This is a genomic window from Sporolactobacillus sp. PKPK-6, from assembly GCF_056678885.1.
In genome coordinates this window covers 372551-394320 of sequence record NZ_JBWXPA010000001.1, presented here as the reverse complement: position 1 = coordinate 394320, position 21770 = coordinate 372551, and the positions used below count along the sequence as shown (strand labels likewise).

At 43.9% G+C, this 21770-nt stretch carries 18 protein-coding genes; all 18 read left to right on the top strand.

Going from position 1 to position 21770, the window contains the following annotated elements:
* Positions 1-81: 81 nt before the first annotated feature.
* Positions 82-1317 (top strand): M16 family metallopeptidase, encoded by a 1236-nt coding sequence (locus AC1MBV_RS01905; RefSeq protein ID WP_480947437.1) that lies wholly within the window; start codon positions 82-84, stop codon positions 1315-1317.
* 234 nt (positions 1318-1551) lie between these two features.
* Entirely contained in the window at positions 1552-2448 is an 897-nt protein-coding gene (dpaA, locus tag AC1MBV_RS01900; protein ID WP_255746353.1) for a dipicolinic acid synthetase subunit A, read from the top strand.
* Positions 2445-3029: a dipicolinate synthase subunit B gene (locus AC1MBV_RS01895; protein WP_255746354.1), complete on the top strand. Its 585-nt coding sequence runs from the start codon at positions 2445-2447 to the stop codon at positions 3027-3029. The genes dpaA and AC1MBV_RS01895 overlap by 4 nt, the downstream gene beginning before the upstream one ends.
* 322 nt (positions 3030-3351) lie before the next feature.
* Positions 3352-4410, top strand: coding sequence for an aspartate-semialdehyde dehydrogenase (gene asd / locus AC1MBV_RS01890; RefSeq protein WP_480947436.1), 1059 nt, complete (start codon positions 3352-3354; stop codon positions 4408-4410).
* An 84-nt stretch (positions 4411-4494) separates the two neighbouring features.
* Entirely contained in the window at positions 4495-5742 is a 1248-nt protein-coding gene (dapG, locus tag AC1MBV_RS01885; RefSeq protein ID WP_480947435.1) for an aspartate kinase, read from the top strand.
* A gap of 5 nt (positions 5743-5747) precedes the next feature.
* Positions 5748-6647, top strand: a complete 900-nt coding sequence (gene dapA / locus AC1MBV_RS01880; protein WP_255746358.1) for a 4-hydroxy-tetrahydrodipicolinate synthase — start codon at positions 5748-5750, stop codon at positions 6645-6647.
* Between the two features lie 73 nt (positions 6648-6720).
* Positions 6721-7350, top strand: a complete 630-nt coding sequence (gene pcp, locus AC1MBV_RS01875) for a pyroglutamyl-peptidase I (protein ID WP_480947434.1) — start codon at positions 6721-6723, stop codon at positions 7348-7350.
* A 239-nt stretch (positions 7351-7589) separates the two neighbouring features.
* Positions 7590-9257, top strand: coding sequence for a ribonuclease J (locus tag AC1MBV_RS01870; protein ID WP_255746360.1), 1668 nt, complete (start codon positions 7590-7592; stop codon positions 9255-9257).
* A gap of 164 nt (positions 9258-9421) precedes the next feature.
* Complete coding sequence (locus AC1MBV_RS01865; protein ID WP_480947433.1) at positions 9422-11734, top strand: DNA translocase FtsK; 2313 nt, start codon at positions 9422-9424, stop codon at positions 11732-11734.
* 36 nt (positions 11735-11770) lie between these two features.
* Positions 11771-12499: an elongation factor P 5-aminopentanone reductase gene (gene ymfI / locus AC1MBV_RS01860; RefSeq protein ID WP_480947432.1), complete on the top strand. Its 729-nt coding sequence runs from the start codon at positions 11771-11773 to the stop codon at positions 12497-12499.
* A 71-nt stretch (positions 12500-12570) separates the two neighbouring features.
* Positions 12571-12843 (top strand): DUF3243 domain-containing protein, encoded by a 273-nt coding sequence (locus tag AC1MBV_RS01855; RefSeq protein WP_255746365.1) that lies wholly within the window; start codon positions 12571-12573, stop codon positions 12841-12843.
* Between the two features lie 231 nt (positions 12844-13074).
* Positions 13075-14487 carry an ISLre2 family transposase gene (locus AC1MBV_RS01850; RefSeq protein ID WP_177184763.1) on the top strand — a complete coding sequence of 471 codons (1413 nt, stop codon included), beginning with the start codon at positions 13075-13077 and terminating at the stop codon, positions 14485-14487.
* Between the two features lie 291 nt (positions 14488-14778).
* The gene (locus AC1MBV_RS01845; RefSeq protein ID WP_480947431.1) at positions 14779-15525 is read left to right on the top strand and encodes a DUF3388 domain-containing protein; all 747 of its coding nucleotides are present in this window, start codon (positions 14779-14781) and stop codon (positions 15523-15525) included.
* A 43-nt stretch (positions 15526-15568) separates the two neighbouring features.
* Complete coding sequence (locus AC1MBV_RS01840; protein ID WP_255746368.1) at positions 15569-16459, top strand: helix-turn-helix domain-containing protein; 891 nt, start codon at positions 15569-15571, stop codon at positions 16457-16459.
* 127 nt (positions 16460-16586) lie between these two features.
* Entirely contained in the window at positions 16587-17165 is a 579-nt protein-coding gene (pgsA, locus tag AC1MBV_RS01835) for a CDP-diacylglycerol--glycerol-3-phosphate 3-phosphatidyltransferase (RefSeq protein WP_255746370.1), read from the top strand.
* A gap of 87 nt (positions 17166-17252) precedes the next feature.
* On the top strand, positions 17253-18512 hold the full coding sequence (locus AC1MBV_RS01830) for a competence/damage-inducible protein A (RefSeq protein ID WP_480947430.1): 1260 nt from the start codon (positions 17253-17255) through the stop codon (positions 18510-18512).
* Between the two features lie 79 nt (positions 18513-18591).
* Complete coding sequence (recA, locus tag AC1MBV_RS01825) at positions 18592-19641, top strand: recombinase RecA (RefSeq protein ID WP_255746375.1); 1050 nt, start codon at positions 18592-18594, stop codon at positions 19639-19641.
* 507 nt (positions 19642-20148) lie between these two features.
* On the top strand, positions 20149-21711 hold the full coding sequence (gene rny, locus AC1MBV_RS01820; protein WP_255746376.1) for a ribonuclease Y: 1563 nt from the start codon (positions 20149-20151) through the stop codon (positions 21709-21711).
* Positions 21712-21770: the final 59 nt, after the last annotated feature.

The following is a 21770-nucleotide window of genomic DNA, read 5'->3' as shown; positions in this document are numbered from 1 at the left end:
TTTGTCTGCTTATTTTCATCGTGATATAGTAGTATAAAATAATAGATTAGCGGATTGATAAGGTTACAGGGGGATTAGTTAGTGGTTATTAAAAAGAAATTGTCAAACGGTGTGCGTCTATTGCTGGAGAATATTCCTACTGTGCGCTCGGTAAGTATCGGCATATGGGTTGGAACAGGATCCAGATATGAAAATGAATCGAATAATGGTATCTCGCACTTTATTGAGCATATGTTGTTTAAAGGTACCCAGACGCGAAACTCACGTGAAATTGCCGAAGCGTTCGACAAAATCGGCGGTCAGGTGAATGCGTTCACCTCGAAAGAAAGCACATGTTACTACGCGAAAGTGATGGACAAAGACGCAGGCTACGCGATGCGTGTGCTTGCGGATATGTTCTTCCATTCTCGTTTTGATAAAGACGATATGGAAAAAGAAAAACAAGTGATCGGTGAAGAAATCAAAATGTATGAGGATACGCCGGATGATTTGGTTCACGATCTGCTCAGTGCAACGAGTTTTGCTCATCATCCGCTCGGGTATCCGATTCTCGGTACACAAAAGACGTTATCTGATTTCGGACCGGATGATTTAAGAGCTCATATGCAAATGCATTACACACCTGACAATATTGTGATCTCAGTGGCGGGCAATGTGCCTGTAGAATTTCTCAATGAAATCGAAGATATTTTTTCATTATATGAAATACCAGATGCGGATGAGCGCCAACCGGCACCGTCGTTCAATCCCGGCAAAATTGCACGCAAAAAGGAAACGGAGCAGGCACATATCTGTCTCGGATTCTCGGGATACAGCAGTCGTGATCGTTCGATGGCACCTCTGATGGTTATGAACAACACACTTGGAGGCGGTATGAGCAGCAGACTTTTTCAAGAAGTGCGCGAGGAACGCGGACTTGCTTATTCTGTTTTTTCATTCCATACTGCGTTCAAAGACAGCGGCCTGCTCACCATTTACGGAGGAACTGGCGCAAATCAAATTGAAGATTTGGGGAAAACAATACTTGAATCCATTCATCGTTTGACGGATCATGGTATTTCAGATAAGGAACTTGAGAGCAGTAAGGCACAAATTAAGGGCAACCTGATTTTCGGATTGGAAAGTACAAACGGCAGGATGGGCAGAAATGCTAAGAATGAACTCATTCTCGGTAGAGAGCGATCCATTGACGAAACCATTGCATTAATTGATGCGGTTACGTTAGGTGATGTGCATCGCGTGGCACAAGAAGTATTTGAGAAACCATACTCCTGTTCCGTGGTCAGTCCGACAGGTGACTTGCCCGTGGCACTTTAAGTCCTTTTAATACATTAAGCTTACTCTATATTTATTGCTGATCAACACACGGTCCAGTAATCGAATACGCAAAATGATCTAGACTCTTTCAGGCTCGGAATCAAACGATTCCGAGCCCTTTTTGCGCGCCCAAGAATTTCACACTACCGGGTATTTGTCATACCATAAAGTGTTGGAAGAAAAAACGGCTATGCACGAAAAATGGAAGAAAATAGCCGAGCGGAGGGAATGTCGATGCTGACAAACAGACATATCGTGATCATGGGAGGGGACGCCCGACAGATTGAAGTCATCAATAAATTAACTGCGCTCGATGCTCATCTGTCGCTTGTCGGTTTTGATCAGCTGGATCGAAATTTTAACGGAGCATCCAAGGTTAATATGGATGAAATTAATGCTAAAGAAGTAGACAGCATTATTTTGCCCGTAAGCGGGACTGATCATGAAGGCAACGTAGAAACCACCTTCTCAAATGAAACGGTGAATCTTTCAAAAGAATGGCTTGCTGAAACACCTGAACATTGCACCGTTTATTCGGGTATTTCGACACCTTATCTCAATAAAGTCTCTGAAGATACGCAGCGTGAGGTTGTGAAATTGTTTGCCAGAGATGATGTGGCAATCTACAATTCGATACCAACCGTTGAAGGAACATTAATGATGGTCATTCAGAACACGGATATTACCATTCACCAAGCAAATGTTATTGTACTTGGGCTCGGCCGAACCGGAATGAGTATCGCCCGTACGTTTCATGCACTTGGTGCACACGTAAAAGTTGGATCGCGGAATCCGGAACAGATTGCCCGCGCCGTAGAAATGGGTGTTAAAGCCTTTTATTTAAAGGAATTAGAAAAAGAAGTGGAAGACAATGAAATATGCATTAACACGATACCTGCTCTGGTATTGACAAGTAAAGTACTGTCAAAAATGCCGGCAAGCAGCTTTATCATTGATATTGCGTCACTTCCGGGAGGAACGGATTTTCGCTATGCCAAAAAAAGAGGCATTAAAGCAATGATTACACCGGGGTTGCCGGGGATGGTGGCGCCGAAAACTGCGGGCAGAATTATCGCTAATGTGCTTACGGAATTATTACTTCAAAAGTTCTCAGAGGAGGATGAGTCATGAATCTGAAGGGAAAACACATTGGATTTGGCATCACAGGGTCTCACTGTACGTATAGTCAAGTTGTTCCTCAGATTGAAAAGCTGGTTGAGGCCGGGTGCAAGGTGTCTGTATTTGTTACGTATACTGTGAAAACGACCGATACCCGTTTCGGCAAGGCAAGTGACTGGATCAGCAAAGTGGAGGAAATAAGTGGGCAGAAGGTTGTCGATTCCATTGTTGATGCTGAGCCCTACGGACCGAAAAAACCACTTGACTGTATGGTCATCGCGCCTTTGACAGGGAATTCAATGAGCAAGTTTGCTAATGCGCAGACAGACAGCCCGGTTCTTATGGCAGCAAAAGCGACGCTTCGAAACGAAAGCCCGGTTGTTCTCGGCGTATCTACCAATGACGGATTGGGGTTGAATCTGCAAAACATTGCCAAATTGATTGTTTCGAAAAACATTTATTTTATTCCATTCGGTCAGGATGATCCGATTCATAAACCGAATTCGCTTGTCTCTCATATGAATCTCTTGATTGATACCGTGGAAGATGCAATACTTGGTAGGCAAAAGCAGCCGATTCTCCTCGAAAAATAAAGTGACGTTATCTTTTGATTTGGTTTATTGGATACTCATCTTCCCATGTTGTTTCAATAAAATTTGTGAATTGATCAGCTGGCTGAAGGTCACGAATGCTGGGGCTTTTTAATGCCCCCTCATAAGCTGATCATGAACATGATACGTAAATAAAGCTAAAAATAAAAAAAATAAATGGGTCTCTGCTTCTCTCTTGAATAAATTATGATAAAATTAAACTGTATTTTTCGGTGAAAAAGGACATTTTTTGATTTGTCCTTTTCTTTAAGCCATTATTAATTATATAATAATAGGAAAAAACAGTTAGGAAAATAGAGGAGAGATGGGTTTGCTTAAATCAGAAGGCTTGAATGTGGCAGTTGTCGGTGTCACCGGTGCTGTCGGTACGCGTATGCTCAAAATGCTTGAAAGTTCTCCTTTGCCGGTTAAATCGCTTTATCCGCTGGCTTCAGCACGTTCAGCAGGGAAAAAGGTATCATTTGGCGGCACAGAATGGACAATAAATGAAGCAAAACCCGAATCATTTGAGAACATAGACATAGCATTGTTCAGCGCAGGCGGATCAGTATCCAAACAACTTGCACCGGAAGCTGCAAAACGCGGTGCGATTGTTGTTGACAATACAAGTGCATTTCGTATGGATAAAGACGTGCCGCTTGTTGTACCAGAAGTTAATGAAAAAGCGCTGTTTGAGCATCATGGAATTATCGCCAATCCGAATTGCTCAACGATTCAAATGGTTGCAGCATTGGAACCGATTCGTCAGGCATATGGTTTGAATCGAATTATTGTCTCTACGTATCAAGCGGTTTCCGGCGCGGGAGCTAAAGCGATCGCTGAGCTCGAGGATCAATCCAGAGCAGTTTTGAATGGCGAGCCACCGGTAACGGCGATTATGCCTGTTAAGGGCGATAAGAAACATTATCAGATGGCATTTAATGCTATTCCGCAGATTGATCTGTTTCAACCAAATGATTATACTTTTGAAGAAATGAAAATGATAAACGAGACCAAAAAAATCATGGACGATCAGGAAATCAAAGTGTCGGCGACTTGCGTGCGGGTACCGGTAAGTATCAGCCATGGTGAGTCTGTATACATTGAGATCGACAAAACAGATGTTGAAGCATCGGACCTGAAAGATCTTCTGAAAAATGCTCTGGGTGTTGTTCTTGAAGACGACCCGGAACATCAAGTTTACCCAATGCCGTCCAACGCATCGGGCAAAAAAGAAGTGTTTGTCGGTCGTATTAGGCGCGATCCTGACGTAGCAAACGGTTTTCATATGTGGATTGTCTCTGACAATTTACTTAAGGGTGCTGCATGGAATTCGGTACAAATTGCAGAAAGCCTTCTCAAGCTTGGCTTGGTTAAGGTCTGAACATTGTGTCTGAACAATCGCCGCGAAGCTGATCGATGAATCCTGCTCCATGTTGATCTCCCTTACGCGAAAGGGTGGAATAATTTGAAGATCATTGTGCAAAAGTTTGGCGGAACGTCGGTCCAAACAGAAGAAATGAGAACTCGCGCAGTTGAGCATGTCGCGAGAGCAGTTAAAAAAGGTTATAAGGTTGTTGTTGTCGTCTCTGCAATGGGGCGCTCAGGTGATCCATATGCGACCGATACGCTGCTTGCACTCGTTCGTGATGGTAAAAGTTCCGCACGCGAAAAAGATATTCTAATGTCATGCGGCGAAACAATATCCATGGTCGTTTTTTCAAATTTGTTAAAGCAGGCAGGTATTCGTTCAGAGGCCATGACTGGAGCTCAGGCGGGTTTTCGTACAAACGGCGCTTTCAATGAAGCTAAAATCATTGAAATGAAAGTCACCCCGCTCTTAAATCGTCTGGAGGATTGCGATGCAATTGTTGTTGCTGGATTCCAAGGCCAAACGAGAGATGGTGAGATCACGACATTAGGGCGCGGAGGCAGCGATACCTCGGCTGCTGCACTCGGTGCGGCAGTTGATGCCGAATGGATTGATATTTTTACTGACGTGAATGGGGTCATGACTGCCGATCCGCGTATCGTCAGTGACGCGCGCAGATTGTCAATGCTTACGTACAATGAAGTATGCAATCTGGCTTATCAAGGAGCAAAGGTCATTCATCCACGAGCAGTAGAAATTGCCATGACAGCGAAGATCCCGATTCATATTCGCTCGACCATGTCTGACAGCTTAGGGACAATTGTTACAACGATGGACCGTTCAGGCAGAGGTCAGGATTTAGTAGAGCGTCCGGTCACTGGGATTACTTATGTGCGAGATGTCACCCAAATAAGGGTACGTGCCGGAAAAAATGAATTTGATTTACAGGCAAAAGTGTTCAAGGCAATGGCTGAACAAGGAATTAGCGTAGATTTAATTAATATTAGTCCAAATGGTGTTGTTTATACGGTTAGTCAGCAGTCTGCCGAAAAGGCGATAGCCATTTTGAAGGCGAGAGGATATGCTCCCGAGGTTCAAAAGAATTGTGCCAAGGTGTCTGCAGTCGGTGCGGGTATGGCAGGTGTTCCTGGGGTGGCTTCGAAAATCGTCAATGCTTTAACAGAACAGGGAATCCGGATTTTACAATCTGCTGATTCTCACAACACCATTTGGGTTCTTGTCGAACAAGATAAAATGAAGGATGCAGTAAATGCGCTGCATAAAGCCTTTCATCTTGAGGCAGAACACGATGAATTAATCTTGGAACATCCTAAACAGGAGTGAGAAAAATGGATTTTGGGCGATTGTTAACTGCCATGGTCACGCCTTTTGATGAAAAGGGTAAAGTAAGTTTAGAACGAACCACCGACCTGATTGAACATTTGATCAAAACAGGTTCGGATGGCGTTGTGGTTGCGGGAACTACCGGCGAATCACCCACGTTATCACATGAAGAAAAACTGATGCTTTTTGAACATGTGGTTCGTGTCGTCGACGGAAGAATTAAGGTTATTGTCGGAACAGGCAATAACAATACGAAACTATCAGTTGATTTTTCAAAGGAAGCGGCAAAGCTTGGCGTAGACGCAGTCATGGCTGTGGCTCCGTACTACAATAAGCCGAATCAAGCTGGCTTGTACGCACATTATAAAGCTATAGCAGAACATGTGGATGTTCCGGTTATCATTTACAATATTCCGAGCCGTTCAAAGGTCAATATCTCAGCGGAAACGATTATTCGTTTGTCGCAGATCGACAACATAGTCGCTGTTAAAGAAGCAAGTGGGAACTTGGATCAGATGGCCACCATTATTAATGGAACAAAAGATGATTTTCATCTGTACAGCGGTGACGACGGACTGACGCTGCCGATCTTGTCGATTGGCGGTCACGGAGTGATTTCCGTTTCGTCTCATGTCATTGCTCCGGAAATGAAACAAATGATCAGTGCTTTTCTTGACGGTCGTGTTTCAGAAAGTGCGGAGCAGCACCGAAACATGCTCCCGTTTATGCGCGAGCTGTTTGCAGCGCCGAGCCCTGCGCCAGTGAAAGCGCTTCTTAATAAGCTGGGCATTAATGTTGGAAGCGTTCGCTTGCCTATGGTCGACCTTACTGAGCAAGAACTTGGTTCGTTGGTTAATATCTATCGGGAATTCAAGAAAACTGCAGATATAAGAATTGGCAAATAAATGAAAGATAAAAGATGAATCAGAGCAACCATTTGATTCATCTTTTTATTTGATCTTAATGGAGGAATCGGAGATGAGAGTGTTATTAAGCGGCTTTGCGCCGTTTGGGGGAAGTAAGCTGAATCCTTCATGGGAAGCTGTGAGACGATTGGACGGGGTGCAGGCAACGGATACCGTTGAACTTTTTGCAACGAAACTCCCAGTTTCCTATAGAGAAGCTGCGGATCGCTTATTTGCATCAGTACGCGTTATTTGTCCCGATGTCATTATTGCAGTCGGACAAGCTGGCGGACGTAAGGCAATTACTCCAGAACTGTTTGCGATGAATAAAAGCGACTCGGAAAATCCTGATAATGAAGGCGTCGTCCTCAATGATCAAAGCATCGTGGAAGACGGACCGGAAAAATATAAGTCCGCGTTGCCTGTTCATGAGATCATCCGTGCTATTCAAGAATTGGGCATTCCGGTTGAATTATCTGAAAATGCAGGATCCTTTGTCTGCAACCATGTTTTTTATAGATTGATGCATGAACTCAGAAAAACTGAAAAGCCGAAAATCGGGGGATTCATACATGTTCCTTTTCTACCTGAACAGATCTCAAAAAACGGCGCACCAAGCGTGGCCATTGATCAGTTGACCGAAGCACTTAAACAGGCGGCTATTGTCTCTGCGGCGGCTTTTTCTGAGAAAGTTACTGTATGATAAGATTCTGGGTGTTGCCTGTTGCAATGATGAATTAATACTGTTGAGGGCAGCGGTGCACGCATACTGAGAAAAATAGGGGTGAAGGAATCCGGTTGATCTGAATTACAAGGCTTGGATTGCTCCTCCAAAATCAATGAGAAAAAATTGTACTTTGCGATAGGGATTGGGTATAATAAAACCAATGATTAGTTCGGGTCAATAGCGATGACTGCTCAACTTAATAGGAGGAATGCCCATTGACACATGCAAAGAAAGACAGCGTGAAAATTTATGCAATGGGCGGCGTTGGCGAAATTGGTAATAATATGACAGTCATTGAAGTAAATCATGACATTTATATTATTGATGCGGGATTAATGCATCCCCACGAAGATATGCTCGGAGTTGATACAGTAATTCCCGATGTCTCTTATTTAGCTGATCGCCGCGATCAGATCAAAGGTATATTTCTGACGCACGGCCATCAAGCGAATATTGGAGGCTTGCCTTACCTGATGAGAGATCTGAAGGTTCCTGTCTACGGAACACGTTTGACACTAGCCTTTGTGTGGGAAAGTCTCAGAAGAGTAGGTGTCAGTTTTCCAAAAGATTTATTTAATACCATTAATCCGGATAAGCGTTTAAAAATCGGGCAATGCATCATTGACTGTTTCAGAACCTATCACAGTGTTCCGGATTCTGTCGGTTATGCGATCCAAACAGCACAGGGTTATGTTGTTCATACAGGGGATTACAAATTCGACTTTACTCCGGTCGGAGGAGTCCGTACGGATGTCAGCAAAATTTCAGAAATAGGGGATAAAGGTGTTCTTTGTCTGTTGTCTGACAGCAAGCATGCAGAACTTCCTGGTAAAGCGCCAACCGATGCACTCATTGGCGATCGTTTCAATCATATTCTCTATTCCGCGGAAGGACGAGTGATCGTCTCCATCCATGCGACCAATATTCACCGTATACAGCAATTTTTTAATGCATGTGCGGAACATGATCGCAAGGTAGCCATTGATGGGAAGTATTTGGACCGCATCATCTCGATCGCTTCCAAAGAAGGCTTTCTCGACATTCCGGAAAGTATCATAATCAATTGGGAAAAATCGACAAAACAGCCGGCACAGGAGCTTGCCATATTGACAAGCGGTGCAGATGGAGATCCGTTAACCCCATTAACGAGTCTTGCTAATCATCTTCATAAGAAGCTGAGATTAAAGGAAAAAGATCTGATTATCTATGCGGCATCCTTAACGCCAAGTAATGAGAAAACAGTGACGAATGCGATCGATCAGCTAATGAGCGAAGGTGCTGAAGTTGTGTTTGGCAAGGATGTTCATATCTCGGGTCACGGTTCTGAAGAGGACATTAAATTGATGCTCCAATTAACTCGGCCAAAGTATGTTGTTCCGATTGATGGTGAATTCAAAATGATGAAAGCACATCAAGAGATTGCAGAATCTATGGGAATTCCCGCTAGCCGCACATTTTTGTTGGACAAGGGCGATGTTGTGGAATTCACAAACGGTGAAGCGAGATCGTCGGACTCAGTTCCCGCCGGGCAGCTGCTTGTTGACGGACTTGGTGTCGGCGATGTGGGTAATATTGTGTTAAGAGATCGCCGCTTGCTGTCTCAGGATGGTACGGTCATTGTTGTCGTAACTCTGGGACGCAGGACGAAGAAGATCCTTGCAGGTCCTGAAATCATCACACGCGGATTCGTTTATGTTCGTGAATCGGAAGATCTTTTAGATCAAGCTAATCATATCGTTTCCGATGTGCTGTCGAAATCACTGACACAGCACGTATCTGAGTGGTCATCGCTAAAAAGTGGAATTAGAGATTCGCTAGGTCGATACTTTTTTGACAAAACCAAACGCCGTCCAATGATATTGCCAATTATCATGGAATTTTAAAAACCGGGTCAATGCTCGGTTTTTTTATTTGCTCTCTGTTGAATTGGTCAAGAAGGAGGATCAGTAATCCTTTGCCAAAAACAGGTATTTAGAGTAAATTAAAGACAGAAGAGCTTTAGGACAAGCATGTATGTAACAAGAAATAAATGAGGTGCACGTGAATTATGGCAAAGAAAAAAAGGAAGCGCACACGCGCAAGTATTGGCTGGAAAGAGACCCTGATCTATGAAGTAGGCGGTCTCTGCATGTTTGCGCTTACCTGTATTGGTATCAGTAATTTAGGCGTTGCCGGAGAAGTGATTAAAGAAGCAGCGCGGTTGTTCACCGGAAATTGGTGGGTCCTTCTTCTCCTCTATTTTCTTGTTCTTTCGGTATATTACATTCTGTTTCGAAAACAGCCGGAATTTTTTACACGAAGGCTTTCAGGTATTTATTTACTTACATTTACATTACTCTTGGTCAGTCATGTTCGGTTATTTGAGGCGTTGTCTTCCATAAATGTGTGGCAGAATCGGTCGGTCATTTTGAATACGTTCCTGCTTTTTCGCGGTGAATTGTCAGGATCAATTCCAAGTCAAGGACTTGGGGGCGGAATGATCGGTTCTATTGGGTTCGCTTTTTTTTATTACCTCTTTTCTACGACCGGAACCTATTTTATGACAGGCTTTCTCTTCCTTGTGTCCATTATTCTGATCACCGGTCACTCACTTCGCGATATCATAAAGAAATTGTTTGGCGGCTTGTTCCGATCAATGAAAAAGAGTGCTGCTCATTTTAAGAACGGAATGACTAATTTTTTTGCGAGAGAACGCAAACCGAAACAAAAGAAGGAATCACGACGTGAGGCTGAGCATGAATTGCCAATTATTGAAGAGGCGCATGAGGAGAGATCATCAGAACCTGAAATTCATGATTTTAATGAAACATCCATGGATATGCAGGATCCGGTCACCACGGACAGCAAACAGATGTCGGCAGAAGATTATGAAGATGGACCGGCAGAAGATGTTACTCCTGATTTCTCGCAAATGCCGGTCGAGAATGCAGATTATCAATTACCGCCTTTATCTTTACTGAGAGCGCCAGGGAAAAATGCACAGAATAATGAACGCACTCATATTGCGGAGAATGTACGTACTCTGGAACGGACCTTTGAAAGTTTCGGCGTACGTGCAACTGTTAAGGAAGTTCATCTCGGGCCAGCCGTTACTCGTTATGAAGTGTACCCCGAAGCAGGGGTGAAGGTCAGCCGAATTCTCAGTTTGAGCGACGACCTTGCGCTTGCTCTAGCCGCCAAGGATATTCGTATCGAAGCGCCTATTCCCGGAAAATCAGCCGTTGGCATTGAAGTACCGAATCAGGAAGTCGCTATGGTATGTCTCAGAGAAGTGCTTGAATCCAAGAATGCAAAACGTGCGTCATCAAAACTCACCATTGGGCTTGGACGCGACATCTCCGGGGAACCGATTCTTGCTGATTTAAATCGGATGCCTCACCTGCTTGTTGCCGGGGCGACAGGCAGCGGAAAAAGTGTCTGTATTAACGGAATCATCATTACACTTCTTATGCGGACGAAACCGAGTGAAGTTAAACTGTTTATGATTGATCCGAAAATGGTTGAACTGAACGTATATAATGGAATTCCGCATCTGTTGACGCCTGTTGTGACTGACCCTGCAAAAGCGGCACTTGGACTCAAAAATGTGCTTGGAGAAATGGAAAGACGTTACGAACTTTTCTCACAGAGCGGCACACGTAATTTGGAGAGCTATAATGAAGCGGTTCGAAAATTTAATCACGAGCACGAAGAAAAGCAGCCGCTGATGCCTTATATTGTAGTCATTATTGATGAACTTGCTGACTTAATGATGGTTGCTTCTAAGGATGTTGAAGAGACAGTGACTCGCCTTGCACAAATGGCACGTGCTGCCGGAATTCACCTGATTATTGCGACACAGCGGCCGTCAGTGGATATTATTACAGGAGTCATCAAGGCAAATATTCCATCTCGGATCGCATTCAGTGTTTCATCGATGATGGATTCAAGAACAATTTTGGATTCAGGCGGAGCGGAAAAACTGCTGGGAAAAGGTGATATGCTGTTTCTACCGATCGGTGCTTCAAAACCTGTCCGGATTCAAGGTGCTTTTCTGTCAGACGAAGAAGTTGAAGCGGTCGTCAATCATGTGATTAGTCAACAGAAAGCAAGTTACCGTCAAGATATGATACCGGCAGAACTGCCGGAACAGCATCAAGAGAAGGTCGAAGATGAATTATTTGACGACGCCGTACAGCTTGTCACCTCTAGGCAGACGGCAAGTGTCTCAATGCTGCAGCGCAAGTTCAAAATCGGTTACAATCGGGCTGCGCGTTTGATCGATGCAATGGAGGAAAATCATATTGTCGGTCCTTATGAAGGCAGTAAACCACGTGCTGTGCTTGTGCCGAAGCAAAGCGATGAAGTCAGTGGAAGATAGGCAGTGAATCATGAAAACGGCGATGGAGTGGACAAAATGAAGAAAATTTTGATTACCGGCGCCAGCGGGGCAATCGGTGGCGCAGCTGCGCGAGCGCTGGCAGGTTCCGGCGCTTCACTTTTTTTGCATTATCATGAAGCTGAGGCGGCCGTTCAGAGCCTGGCCGCTGCATTGAGCAAAAATTACCCGGAACAGGATTTCACGTGTATTCAAGCGGATCTCTCTGAAGCAGATGGACCCGATATGCTGCTTAAGCAGCTGAACACACCAATTAACGGAGTTGTCTATGCCAGTGGCAACAGCGATATTAACCTCTTCCAGGATATAAAAGAAGAAACGATTCAGAAAACGATTCAATTGCAACTCACCAGTCCATTTCGCATTCTACAACAGCTTGTTCAGCCGATGATCCATGAGAAAACTGGGAAGATCGTGCTCGTTTCATCCATTTGGGGATTGGAAGGAGCGGCAACTGAAGTCCTTTACTCTATGGTAAAAGGCGGACAAAACACCTTTGTTAAAGCACTCGCAAAAGAAGTTGCCCCAAGCGGCATTACTGTGAATGCGGTCGCACCGGGTGCAGTCGACACGCCGATGATGAGCAAATTCAGTCAAGAAGATATTGAGTTAGTGAAGGAAGAAATTCCTATGGGCCGTTTGGCTGCACCCGAAGAAGTTGGCGCATTAATCCAATTTTTAATGAGTCCTTCAGCGTCATACATTAATGGTCAAGTGATCTCAATAAACGGCGCCTGGTATTGTTGAACGCTCCTTATGAATAAGGTTGTGTACCTTTAGGAATTCTATAAAGGATCACAAATAAGGAGGAGATCAGCATGTCAATTTTGGATAACTGGCAACATTGGAAAGACTTTCTTGGTGATCGAGTGGAACAGGCGGAAAACATGGGTGTCAGTGATGATACGATTGCATCATTTGCAAAGAAGATCGGTGATTATCTGAGCGAACATGTGGATCCGAAGAACGATCAAGATCGGGTGCTTAAAGACTTATGGACAGTAGCAGGTGAGTCAGAACGCGCAATACTTGCTCGACTGATCATGAAAATGGTCACCTCGGATTCGTTAAATGTGCATCAATCTGTCTAATACCGGGATTTTTTTAAGAGGCGTATTTGTACGTCTCTTTTTTCAGTCTATGTGTAAAATGTTTCTCGGGGGGATAAATTTGATGTGAGTGCTTGAGGATGGAGCAGCATGCAGCTCTTTCTGCTCGAATTATGCTTTTGGTATCCCCTTTTTGACTGGACGAAAAGGAGAAGGCTCCTTATTCTAAATGTATACCCACCACGGAATACATCAGGAATAGAGGCCTTCTCAATGGATAGTATAGAGGATTTATTAGGAATTTGGAAGAATCAAACGAGCTTGTTGGCATTTGAGGAAGAGGCTACTGCCTATATGTATCAGTTCATGAGGCATAGCGTTGAACAAGTGTTTTCTTTGCTTGACCAAGCGATTACCCGTGAAAAACAGGCGGAGGGCTGGAAAGTAGATAGTCATAAGGACCAGCGTGTTCTCCAATTCTTATTTGGACCGGTGACTTTCTCTCATACGCGTATGATTAACCCGGAAGGACATGCCTGTTATCCATTGGATCACCTGCTTAAATTGAGAAAACACATGCGTTATTCGCCAAATGTTGAATATGAAACAGCGACCTTAGCGAGCCGTATGACTTGCCGGGAGGTCGTGAAAACCTTAGCCACTTGGACTCAGGTTCAAATGAGTCACACCACGGTCATGCACTGTGTTCGAGCAGTCGGCGAAGCTCAAGAAAAGCAGGATCAAGAGCGCGTGATCCAAGCAGCCAATGGAGAGTTGGATGGAACACGACAACCGAATTTTCTCTTTGCGGAGGCTGATGGAACCTTTGTCCGTGGATTGAAGAAACGGCAACACATTGAAATCAAGCATTTTATTTTGTATGAGGGTTGGGTGAAGAACGGAAAAAGACGGCTTCTGAAAGAGCCCTACGCGGTTATGACAAGCAAGGGACTCGATACCTTCTGGGAACAGGTTGAAGCCGTAGTCGAACAGCGTTATCGCTTATGGCAGACACAAATTGTCGCTAATAGCGACGGAGGCGTAGGTTATGACGAAACGCATTTTAAAGATGCCTTTTGTGGGTCACACAAGCGCATTTGGGTTCAACTGGATGCGTTTCATGTCGCTCAATCCCTAACTCGTTCTCTACATGGTGATAAGTCTTGGATCACGCGTATACAAAAGGCGATTCAAAGAAAAGATCGTGCAGAGGTCATCCTGTTGCTGGATACGTTTGAAAGTAATCAAGACAAGGGTGGGCGCATTGAGCAGGTTGAAAAGGTCAAGCACTATCTCATGGAACACTGGGATCGTTTGTTTGATTGGCGAGAGAGTATGGCGAAAGAAAATCTTCCCGAAAATGCCGGGAGATTGGGTGCGATGGAATCGAATCAAAGGCATTTGACGTTCCGCATGAAAAAGCGTGGCATGCATTGGGGTGAGTCGGAAGAAGGCATGGTTAAAGTTATTCAAGGGATACGTAATGGGACGCTAAGAGCAGCGTATCTTTCTTCGTTCCTCCCATCCAAACGCATCGAACGCCTAACGAAGAAAACAATACGTATTGCATCCTTGTTGAAGGAACCGACGGTTCCTTCTATCGGTGCACATCATGGTCGAATCGGAATAAACGCTTCCTCCTCGAGTGCAGTAGGAAAACTGAACAGAGTGCTTACGCTTGCCTGAAGAAGTGTGGTTTAACACCTAAGGGGTACAAATTAAAGATTAAGAAGTTCTTCTCTAGCAAAGAGTTCCGAGAAAAGCTTGACACATACTTTTTCAGTGACTGTATCGTTAAAATGATGAAGTTATGATAATATTAGTAGTGTACCTAACTATAATTAAACTGTTTATTTTGGCATCTGAACTTTTTCAACCATGTTCTGAAGAAGAGTCCTTGGAACAGTCTCTAATGGTGTTATGATACAGTAGTAAGGGAACTGAGACTCCGAATAGTGAACCGATGGAGGAAACTTTATGTCCGACGGTAAAGAATGGTATATGGAGTACGAAATACATAAGAACAGGCCTGGATTACTTGGAGAAGTTTCTTCGTTGCTTGGTGTTCTCGGAATCAATATCCTGACCATCAACGGGGTGGATCATGAACGTCGCGGACTTCTAGTTAAATCTCAGAACGACGAACAAATCAAACAATTTTTAGCTGCAATCGGAAAGATGGAGACTATTCATCTCACCAAGATACAGCAGCCGACACTTGGTGATCGAATTGCTGTCCGTCATGGCCGATACATAGAGAGAGATACAGGAGATCGTAGAACATTCCGTTTTTCGCGTGATGAGATCGGCTTATTGGTTGATTTTATGGCAGAATTGTTTAAGATGCCGACACACCCCCTGCTTGGCATTCGTGGGTTGCCACGAGTAGGCAAGTCGGAGTCGATTGTCGCGGCAAGTGTATCTGCAAATAAACGCTGGCAATTTATTTCATCAACACTTTTGAAACAGACGATTCGAACAAGACTTTCTGAAGAGGAGCGGTCTCGCGATCATATTTTCGTCATTGACGGAGCTGTTTCGCAAAGATCCGGTTCGGAAAGCCATTGGAGTCTGATTCGCGAATTGATGCGGCTCCCTGTTACTAAAGTAATCGAGCATCCGGATATTTTTATCAAGGAAACAGAGTTTTCGATGGACACTTTTGATTATATCATTGAACTTCGAAGCCATCGCGAAGAGGAAATGACAAACGAAGTGTCATAGGACTCCTTGTTTTTCGTGGCATTATTTTAATTCATAATGGCAGGTGTTAGGATTGAGTGAACTTGGTCAAGCGCTGAAGGAAGCCCGGGAACAGAAAAATCTGTCATTGGACGATCTTCAAGAAGAAACAAAAATTCAAAGGCGTTATCTGAAAGCCATTGAAGATGGCGATTACAGCCAGCTTCCCGGTGACTTCTATACTCGTGCTTTTATTAAAAGCTATGCAGAGGCAGTCGGACTGGATTTTAAAAATCTGACGGAACAGTATTCCAGTGATATGCCAAAGCTTGAACGCCAGCATGTGGAAACACGTATCACACCTCCTGATGGAAGTGAAAACGAACGATCACCGAAAAAACTTCGTACAAATGCAATCCGATCAAAAAACTGGTCATCATTTGTTAACAAAGCAATTGTGGTTGTTTTTATCTTGATCGCGCTGATGATTGTTTATATTCTTGTGACACATATTGCAGGAAACGGATCCAAACAATCAGCAGATCAGAGCAGCAGCAATTCCGTTCAATTCAAAGGCGACAGCACGCCTCCGAATAGTTCGTCATCCAGTAGTTCCTCTGATTCGGCGAGTAATTCGGATTCTTCTTCTGAACAAGTCTTGAAGAAGGAAAAAGAGGAAGGATCAACAACAACATATACGCTTTCTGGGACCTCGACTTTTGATGTTACAGTTTCAGCTAAATCAGATTCCCCCGCTTGGTTTGAAGCGGTAGACAACACAACAAATAAACAAATTGCTCAAGGAACTGCGGCAAGCACCGGAAAGAAATCCTATCATTTTGATGCATCAGATGTGCAGACGCTGCGGCTCAAATTTGGTAATGTGCCTGGAACGGAATTGAAAATTAACGGCCATAATGTTGATTTTTCAAATTCAAGTACAGTACAAACCCTTCTAATTAATTTCAGCAAGTGAACAAATTCATTTTATTGGAGCCAGCCCGCTGAGGCGGCTCACTTTTTTTGGTTACTGAACGGATTGATCCTTTATCAGAGGTATCGTCACCGTTTACCCGATCATTTATTTGTAGGAGGACTTCTCAATGAATATTGCCAATAAATTAACTGTTGCACGCATGTTCATGATTCCGCTTTTTTTAGTTCTGCTTTTGGCACCGATTCAACTCGGCAATCTTGGCGGGGAAGGTTATCAGCTTCCTGTTTCTCAACTGCTTGCTGCTATTATTTTTGTTCTCGCTTCTTTTACTGACTGGCTCGATGGAAAGTTGGCACGCAAGTATCACTTGGTTACAAATTTTGGAAAACTGCTTGACCCTTTGGCGGATAAGTTGCTCGTGATGAGTGCTTTTGTGGCTTTTGTGGGATTGGGAAGAATGGCATCATGGCTTGTGATCCTGATCCTTGCACGTGAATTTGCCGTCACCGGCTTGCGCTTAGTTGCTGTTGAAGAAGGGGAAGTCATTGCAGCAAGCAAGATTGCTAAATGGAAAACATTTTCACAAATGGTGGCGATCATCTTATTCTTGTTTAATAATGCACCTTTTGGCTTGAACGGATTCCCTCTTGATCAGATTATTCTCTGGATCGCGGTTGTTCTTACAGTGCTTTCAGGAACGGACTATTTTTATAAGAACCGCGAGATTATTTTCCGATCCAAATAAGCGGGCAGACTTGCACTACGAGTTCGAGTGCCCGATAATAAATGAGAGAATAATAGGTTTGAAAACGGATGATAGGAGTTCTTGCACATGAATGCGGAAATCATCGCGGTTGGTTCGGAACTTTTACTTGGGCAGATTGCCAATACGAATGCTCAGTTCATTTCCGAGCATTTAGCTGCGTTAGGTATTGATGTCTATTTTCACACCGTTTGCGGCGACAACGAAGCTCGTATGATTGATGTGATTAAGAATGCGGAAGCTCGAGCAGATTTGTTGATCTTCACCGGCGGACTTGGCCCTACAAAAGATGATTTGACAAAAGAGACAGTTGCTCATGTGTTAGGAAAACAGTTGGTAACTGATCAAGAAGCAATGGATAGCATCTTAAATTATTTTAAGGTGACCGGAAGGGAAATGACTGAGAATAATAAGAAGCAAGCGCTGGTGATTGAAGGAAGTCACGTACTGCCCAACCATCATGGAATGGCTCCAGGGATGATTGTAGATATGAAGAAGCATCTTTATTTGCTAATGCCCGGTGTCCCGTCAGAGATGAAGCCAATGTTTCTTGATTTCGCTCAACGCTATCTAGCTCGCCGAAATGAAGAACATATCCAATCACGCGTCCTTCGTTTTTTCGGAATCGGCGAATCTCAACTGGAGACGAAAATCATTGATCTGATCGATGCCCAGTCCAATCCGACCATTGCACCGCTCGCAAAAGAGAGCGAGGTTACCTTGCGATTGACTGCAAAGCATGAACGGTCGGATCAAGCTGAAGCAATGCTTGACGCGGTCGAGGCAAAAATTGATGCACGAGTCGGCCAGTATTTATATGGATATGATGAAACATCCCTTTCTGAGCTTGTGTTCAAGCTGTTGCGCGAAAAGAAAAAGACGATTGCGTTTGCAGAAAGTCTTACAGGTGGTATGGCGGCTGATTGGATGGCAGGCTTTCCGGGTGCATCTTCAGTTTTGAATGGCGGCATTGTTTGTTATACCAATCATGTGAAGCATCATGTACTTCACATTCCTGAAGAAGTGCTTCAAACAGACGGGGCCGTAAGCGCGATGTGCGCTAAACTATTGGCTGAGTCGGTCCGTAAACTGTGTGGCTCTGATTTTGGCGTTTCGTTTACAGGTGTCGCAGGTCCCGATAAAAGCGAAGGAAAGGCAGTCGGAACCGTTTATATTGGTTTTGCTGATAAAAGCGGCTCGAAAAGCTACCCATTTCAATTTAACGGAACCCGCCGAAAAATCAGGATTCAGTCGACAAAAACAGGATATGACATAGTCAGAAGATATTTAAAAGGTCTTCCGGTCCTGCAAAACAACAATAGCGAATAAACATTCGCAGAACACTTGTGCTTATCGATAAAAAAAGGTATGATTAAAAAAAGAATGTTGAAGGAGATGAACCACTATCATGGCTGAAAAAAACGAACGAAAAGCAGCATTAGACAGCGCTCTTCGCCAAATCGAGAAACAGTTTGGCAAAGGTTCAATTATGCGATTGGGAGAACGGCCGGAACAGCGTGTATCCACAGTATCAAGCGGTTCACTGGCTTTAGATATAGCAATGGGTGTCGGCGGTTATCCGCGCGGGCGCATTATCGAAATTTACGGACCTGAATCCTCAGGTAAAACAACGGTTGCTCTTCATGCAATTGCCGAGGCTCAGCAAGGCGGCGGACAGGCGGCATTTATTGATGCTGAACATGCACTTGATCCGGTTTATGCCGAACATTTAGGTGTTAACATTGATGAGCTGCTTCTCTCTCAACCGGATACTGGTGAGCAAGCGCTTGAAATAGCTGAAGCACTTGTACGAAGCGGTGCAGTTGATATTATTGTTATTGATTCGGTGGCAGCCTTGGTCCCGAAAGCCGAAATTGAAGGTGAGATGGGCGATGCACATGTCGGTCTTCAGGCACGTTTGATGTCCCAAGCGCTTCGAAAGCTTTCGGGAGCAATTAGCAAGTCAAAGACAACCGCTATTTTTATCAATCAGATTCGTGAGAAAGTAGGGGTTATGTTTGGTAACCCTGAGACAACGCCAGGCGGCCGCGCACTTAAATTTTATGCTTCGGTACGATTGGAAGTACGCCGCGCAGAAACGCTCAAAATCGGCAATGACATTGTCGGAAATCGAGCGAGAATTAAAGTAGTCAAGAACAAGGTTGCTCCGCCATTTAAACAGGCAGAAGTAGATATTATGTACGGACAAGGGATTTCCCAAGAAGGTGAAATCCTCGATATCGGTGCTGATCTAGATATTGTTGAAAAAAGCGGTTCATGGTATTCCTACAATAATGAACGCTTAGGTCAAGGCCGTGAGAACTCGAAACTCTATTTAAAGGAAAATGAACCAGTAAAAGAGGAAATTAAACAAAAGATTCGTGAACATTATCAGTTGGACGGGGTACCGGAAGAAAGCCCTGAGGCAGAAACCGAACCGCTTCCAAATAACGAATGAGTTTGGTAATAAATCAAGTGTGAAGATGCGGTCTCTTAGTCATTAGTCGACTTTTGAGACCGTTTCTTTTTTAACTTAATATTGGAAAGCATACATGAAGAGTCAAATATGATCCGCCTTTTCGATAAGTGAACATATTGACAATTTTCTGACAGTGAAGCATTCGATAACTATTTGAATTATTCGAATAATAGATGGTGTCAAAATACAATCCAAAGGCCGTGAGGTTGACAACCCAAATAGGCAATTATACAATAAACTTGTAACTGCAAAGTTATTGATTACATGATTATGTAAACTTTTCGCATGAGAATGCTTATAAAGGCGACAGAATGGTGAAAGAAGCTGCCATGTTCCTTTCATGCGACCTACTGCATAAGGGCAATAGAATAGGAACATCTAGTTAAAACACTATTCCTACCTATCGTATCTTTGTTAAGCATCATTCAAAAGGTAAATGCAACTGTTTTACTTATTGACGATATGGAAAAGCAAGGAGGTGAAATGATGATAATCATTATTTTGATCATCTCCATTGTGCTTGTCTCTGTAGTTTGTCTGTTTGTTGGCTATTACATCCGAAAGAAATTTGCTGAGGCGAAAATTTCATCAGCTGAAACCGCGGCACATCAGATTGTTGAAGATGCGCATCGAGACGCAGAAGCATTGAAAAAAGAAGCTCTCTTAGAAGCAAAGGACGAAATTCATACGCTCCGTTCTCAAGCAGAGAATGAGGCGCGTGAACGGCGAAATGAACTTCAAAGACAAGAAAATCGCCTTTTGCAGAAAGAGGATTTACTCGATCGAAAAAGCGAATCTCTCGATAATAAAGAGAGTTCATTGGAAAAAAGGGAGGAAACTCTTAGCAAGAAACGTCGACAAATTGAAGAGATGGAAAGCAAAGTGGAGGAAACGTTGCGAAAGCAGCAGTCGGAGCTTGAACGCATTTCCGGATTAACGAATGACGAGGCGAAGGAATTAATTCTGAACCAAGTCAGACAGGAAACGGCTCATGAGGCTGCTCAAATCGCAAAGGATATCGAGTCAAGAGCGAAGGAAGATGCGGAAAAGAAGGCCAAAAGCATCCTTTCACTAGTAATCCAACGTTGTGCGGCAGATCACGTAACGGAGACTACTGTTTCAGTTGTCAACTTGCCAAATGACGAAATGAAGGGCCGCATCATCGGGCGAGAAGGACGAAATATTCGGACGCTTGAGACACTTACGGGTATTGATCTCATTATTGATGATACGCCGGAAGCCGTTATTCTGTCAGGATTTGATCCGATCCGCCGAGAGGTTGCTCGCCTTGCTCTTGAGAAGCTTGTTCAAGATGGGCGCATTCATCCAGCTCGTATTGAAGAAATGGTTGAAAAATCGCGGCATGAAGTTGATGAAAAGATCCGCGATTATGGTGAACAAACCATTTTTGAAGTCGGTATTCACAGCTTGCACCCGGATCTTATCAAGATTCTGGGTCGACTCCACTTCAGAACAAGTTACGGCCAGAATGTACTGAAACATTCTATGGAAGTCGCATTCTTAGCCGGAATGATGGCTGCTGAGCTTGGAGAAGACGAGAATTTGGCGAGAAGAGCAGGATTGCTGCATGATATCGGCAAAGCGATCGACCACGAGGTTGAAGGAAGCCACGTGGAAATCGGTGTTGAATTGGCAACAAAGTATAAAGAGCACCCGGTTGTCATTAACAGCATTGCTTCTCACCATGGAGATACAGAGGCTACTTCTGTAATCTCTGTTCTGGTCGCCGCAGCAGATGCATTATCTGCCGCAAGGCCAGGTGCACGTCGCGAAACACTCGAAACCTATATTCATCGGCTGGAAAAGCTGGAAGAAATTTCCGAATCCTTTGAAGGAGTCGAAAAATCGTATGCGATACAAGCTGGGCGAGAAATTCGTATTATTGTTCAGCCGGATATCGTTGACGATGCAAAATCTTTCCAGTTGGCACGTGAGATTACTAAGAAAATTGAAAATGAACTGGACTATCCAGGAAATATCAAGGTTACAGTAATTCGTGAAACACGAGCTGTAGAATATGCGAAATAAAAAAGGCGGCAAAGTGGCCGCCTTTTTTATTACCTTGATTGAATCAAGTGATGAGAAAA

Bases quoted from the DNA above. Each gene is read 5' to 3' on its own strand.
- dpaA (WP_255746353.1), top strand. From the start codon at position 1,552: ATGCTGACAAACAGACATATCGTGATCATGGGAGGGGACGCCCGACAG.
- AC1MBV_RS01895 (WP_255746354.1), top strand. From the start codon at position 2,445: ATGAATCTGAAGGGAAAACACATTGGATTTGGCATCACAGGGTCTCAC.
- asd (WP_480947436.1), top strand. From the start codon at position 3,352: ATGGGTTTGCTTAAATCAGAAGGCTTGAATGTGGCAGTTGTCGGTGTC.
- dapA (WP_255746358.1), top strand. From the start codon at position 5,748: ATGGATTTTGGGCGATTGTTAACTGCCATGGTCACGCCTTTTGATGAA.
- pcp (WP_480947434.1), top strand. From the start codon at position 6,721: ATGAGAGTGTTATTAAGCGGCTTTGCGCCGTTTGGGGGAAGTAAGCTG.
- AC1MBV_RS01865 (WP_480947433.1), top strand. From the start codon at position 9,422: ATGGCAAAGAAAAAAAGGAAGCGCACACGCGCAAGTATTGGCTGGAAA.
- ymfI (WP_480947432.1), top strand. From the start codon at position 11,771: ATGAAGAAAATTTTGATTACCGGCGCCAGCGGGGCAATCGGTGGCGCA.
- AC1MBV_RS01855 (WP_255746365.1), top strand. From the start codon at position 12,571: ATGTCAATTTTGGATAACTGGCAACATTGGAAAGACTTTCTTGGTGAT.
- AC1MBV_RS01850 (WP_177184763.1), top strand. From the start codon at position 13,075: ATGGATAGTATAGAGGATTTATTAGGAATTTGGAAGAATCAAACGAGC.
- AC1MBV_RS01845 (WP_480947431.1), top strand. From the start codon at position 14,779: ATGTCCGACGGTAAAGAATGGTATATGGAGTACGAAATACATAAGAAC.
- pgsA (WP_255746370.1), top strand. From the start codon at position 16,587: ATGAATATTGCCAATAAATTAACTGTTGCACGCATGTTCATGATTCCG.
- AC1MBV_RS01830 (WP_480947430.1), top strand. From the start codon at position 17,253: ATGAATGCGGAAATCATCGCGGTTGGTTCGGAACTTTTACTTGGGCAG.
- recA (WP_255746375.1), top strand. From the start codon at position 18,592: ATGGCTGAAAAAAACGAACGAAAAGCAGCATTAGACAGCGCTCTTCGC.
- rny (WP_255746376.1), top strand. From the start codon at position 20,149: ATGATAATCATTATTTTGATCATCTCCATTGTGCTTGTCTCTGTAGTT.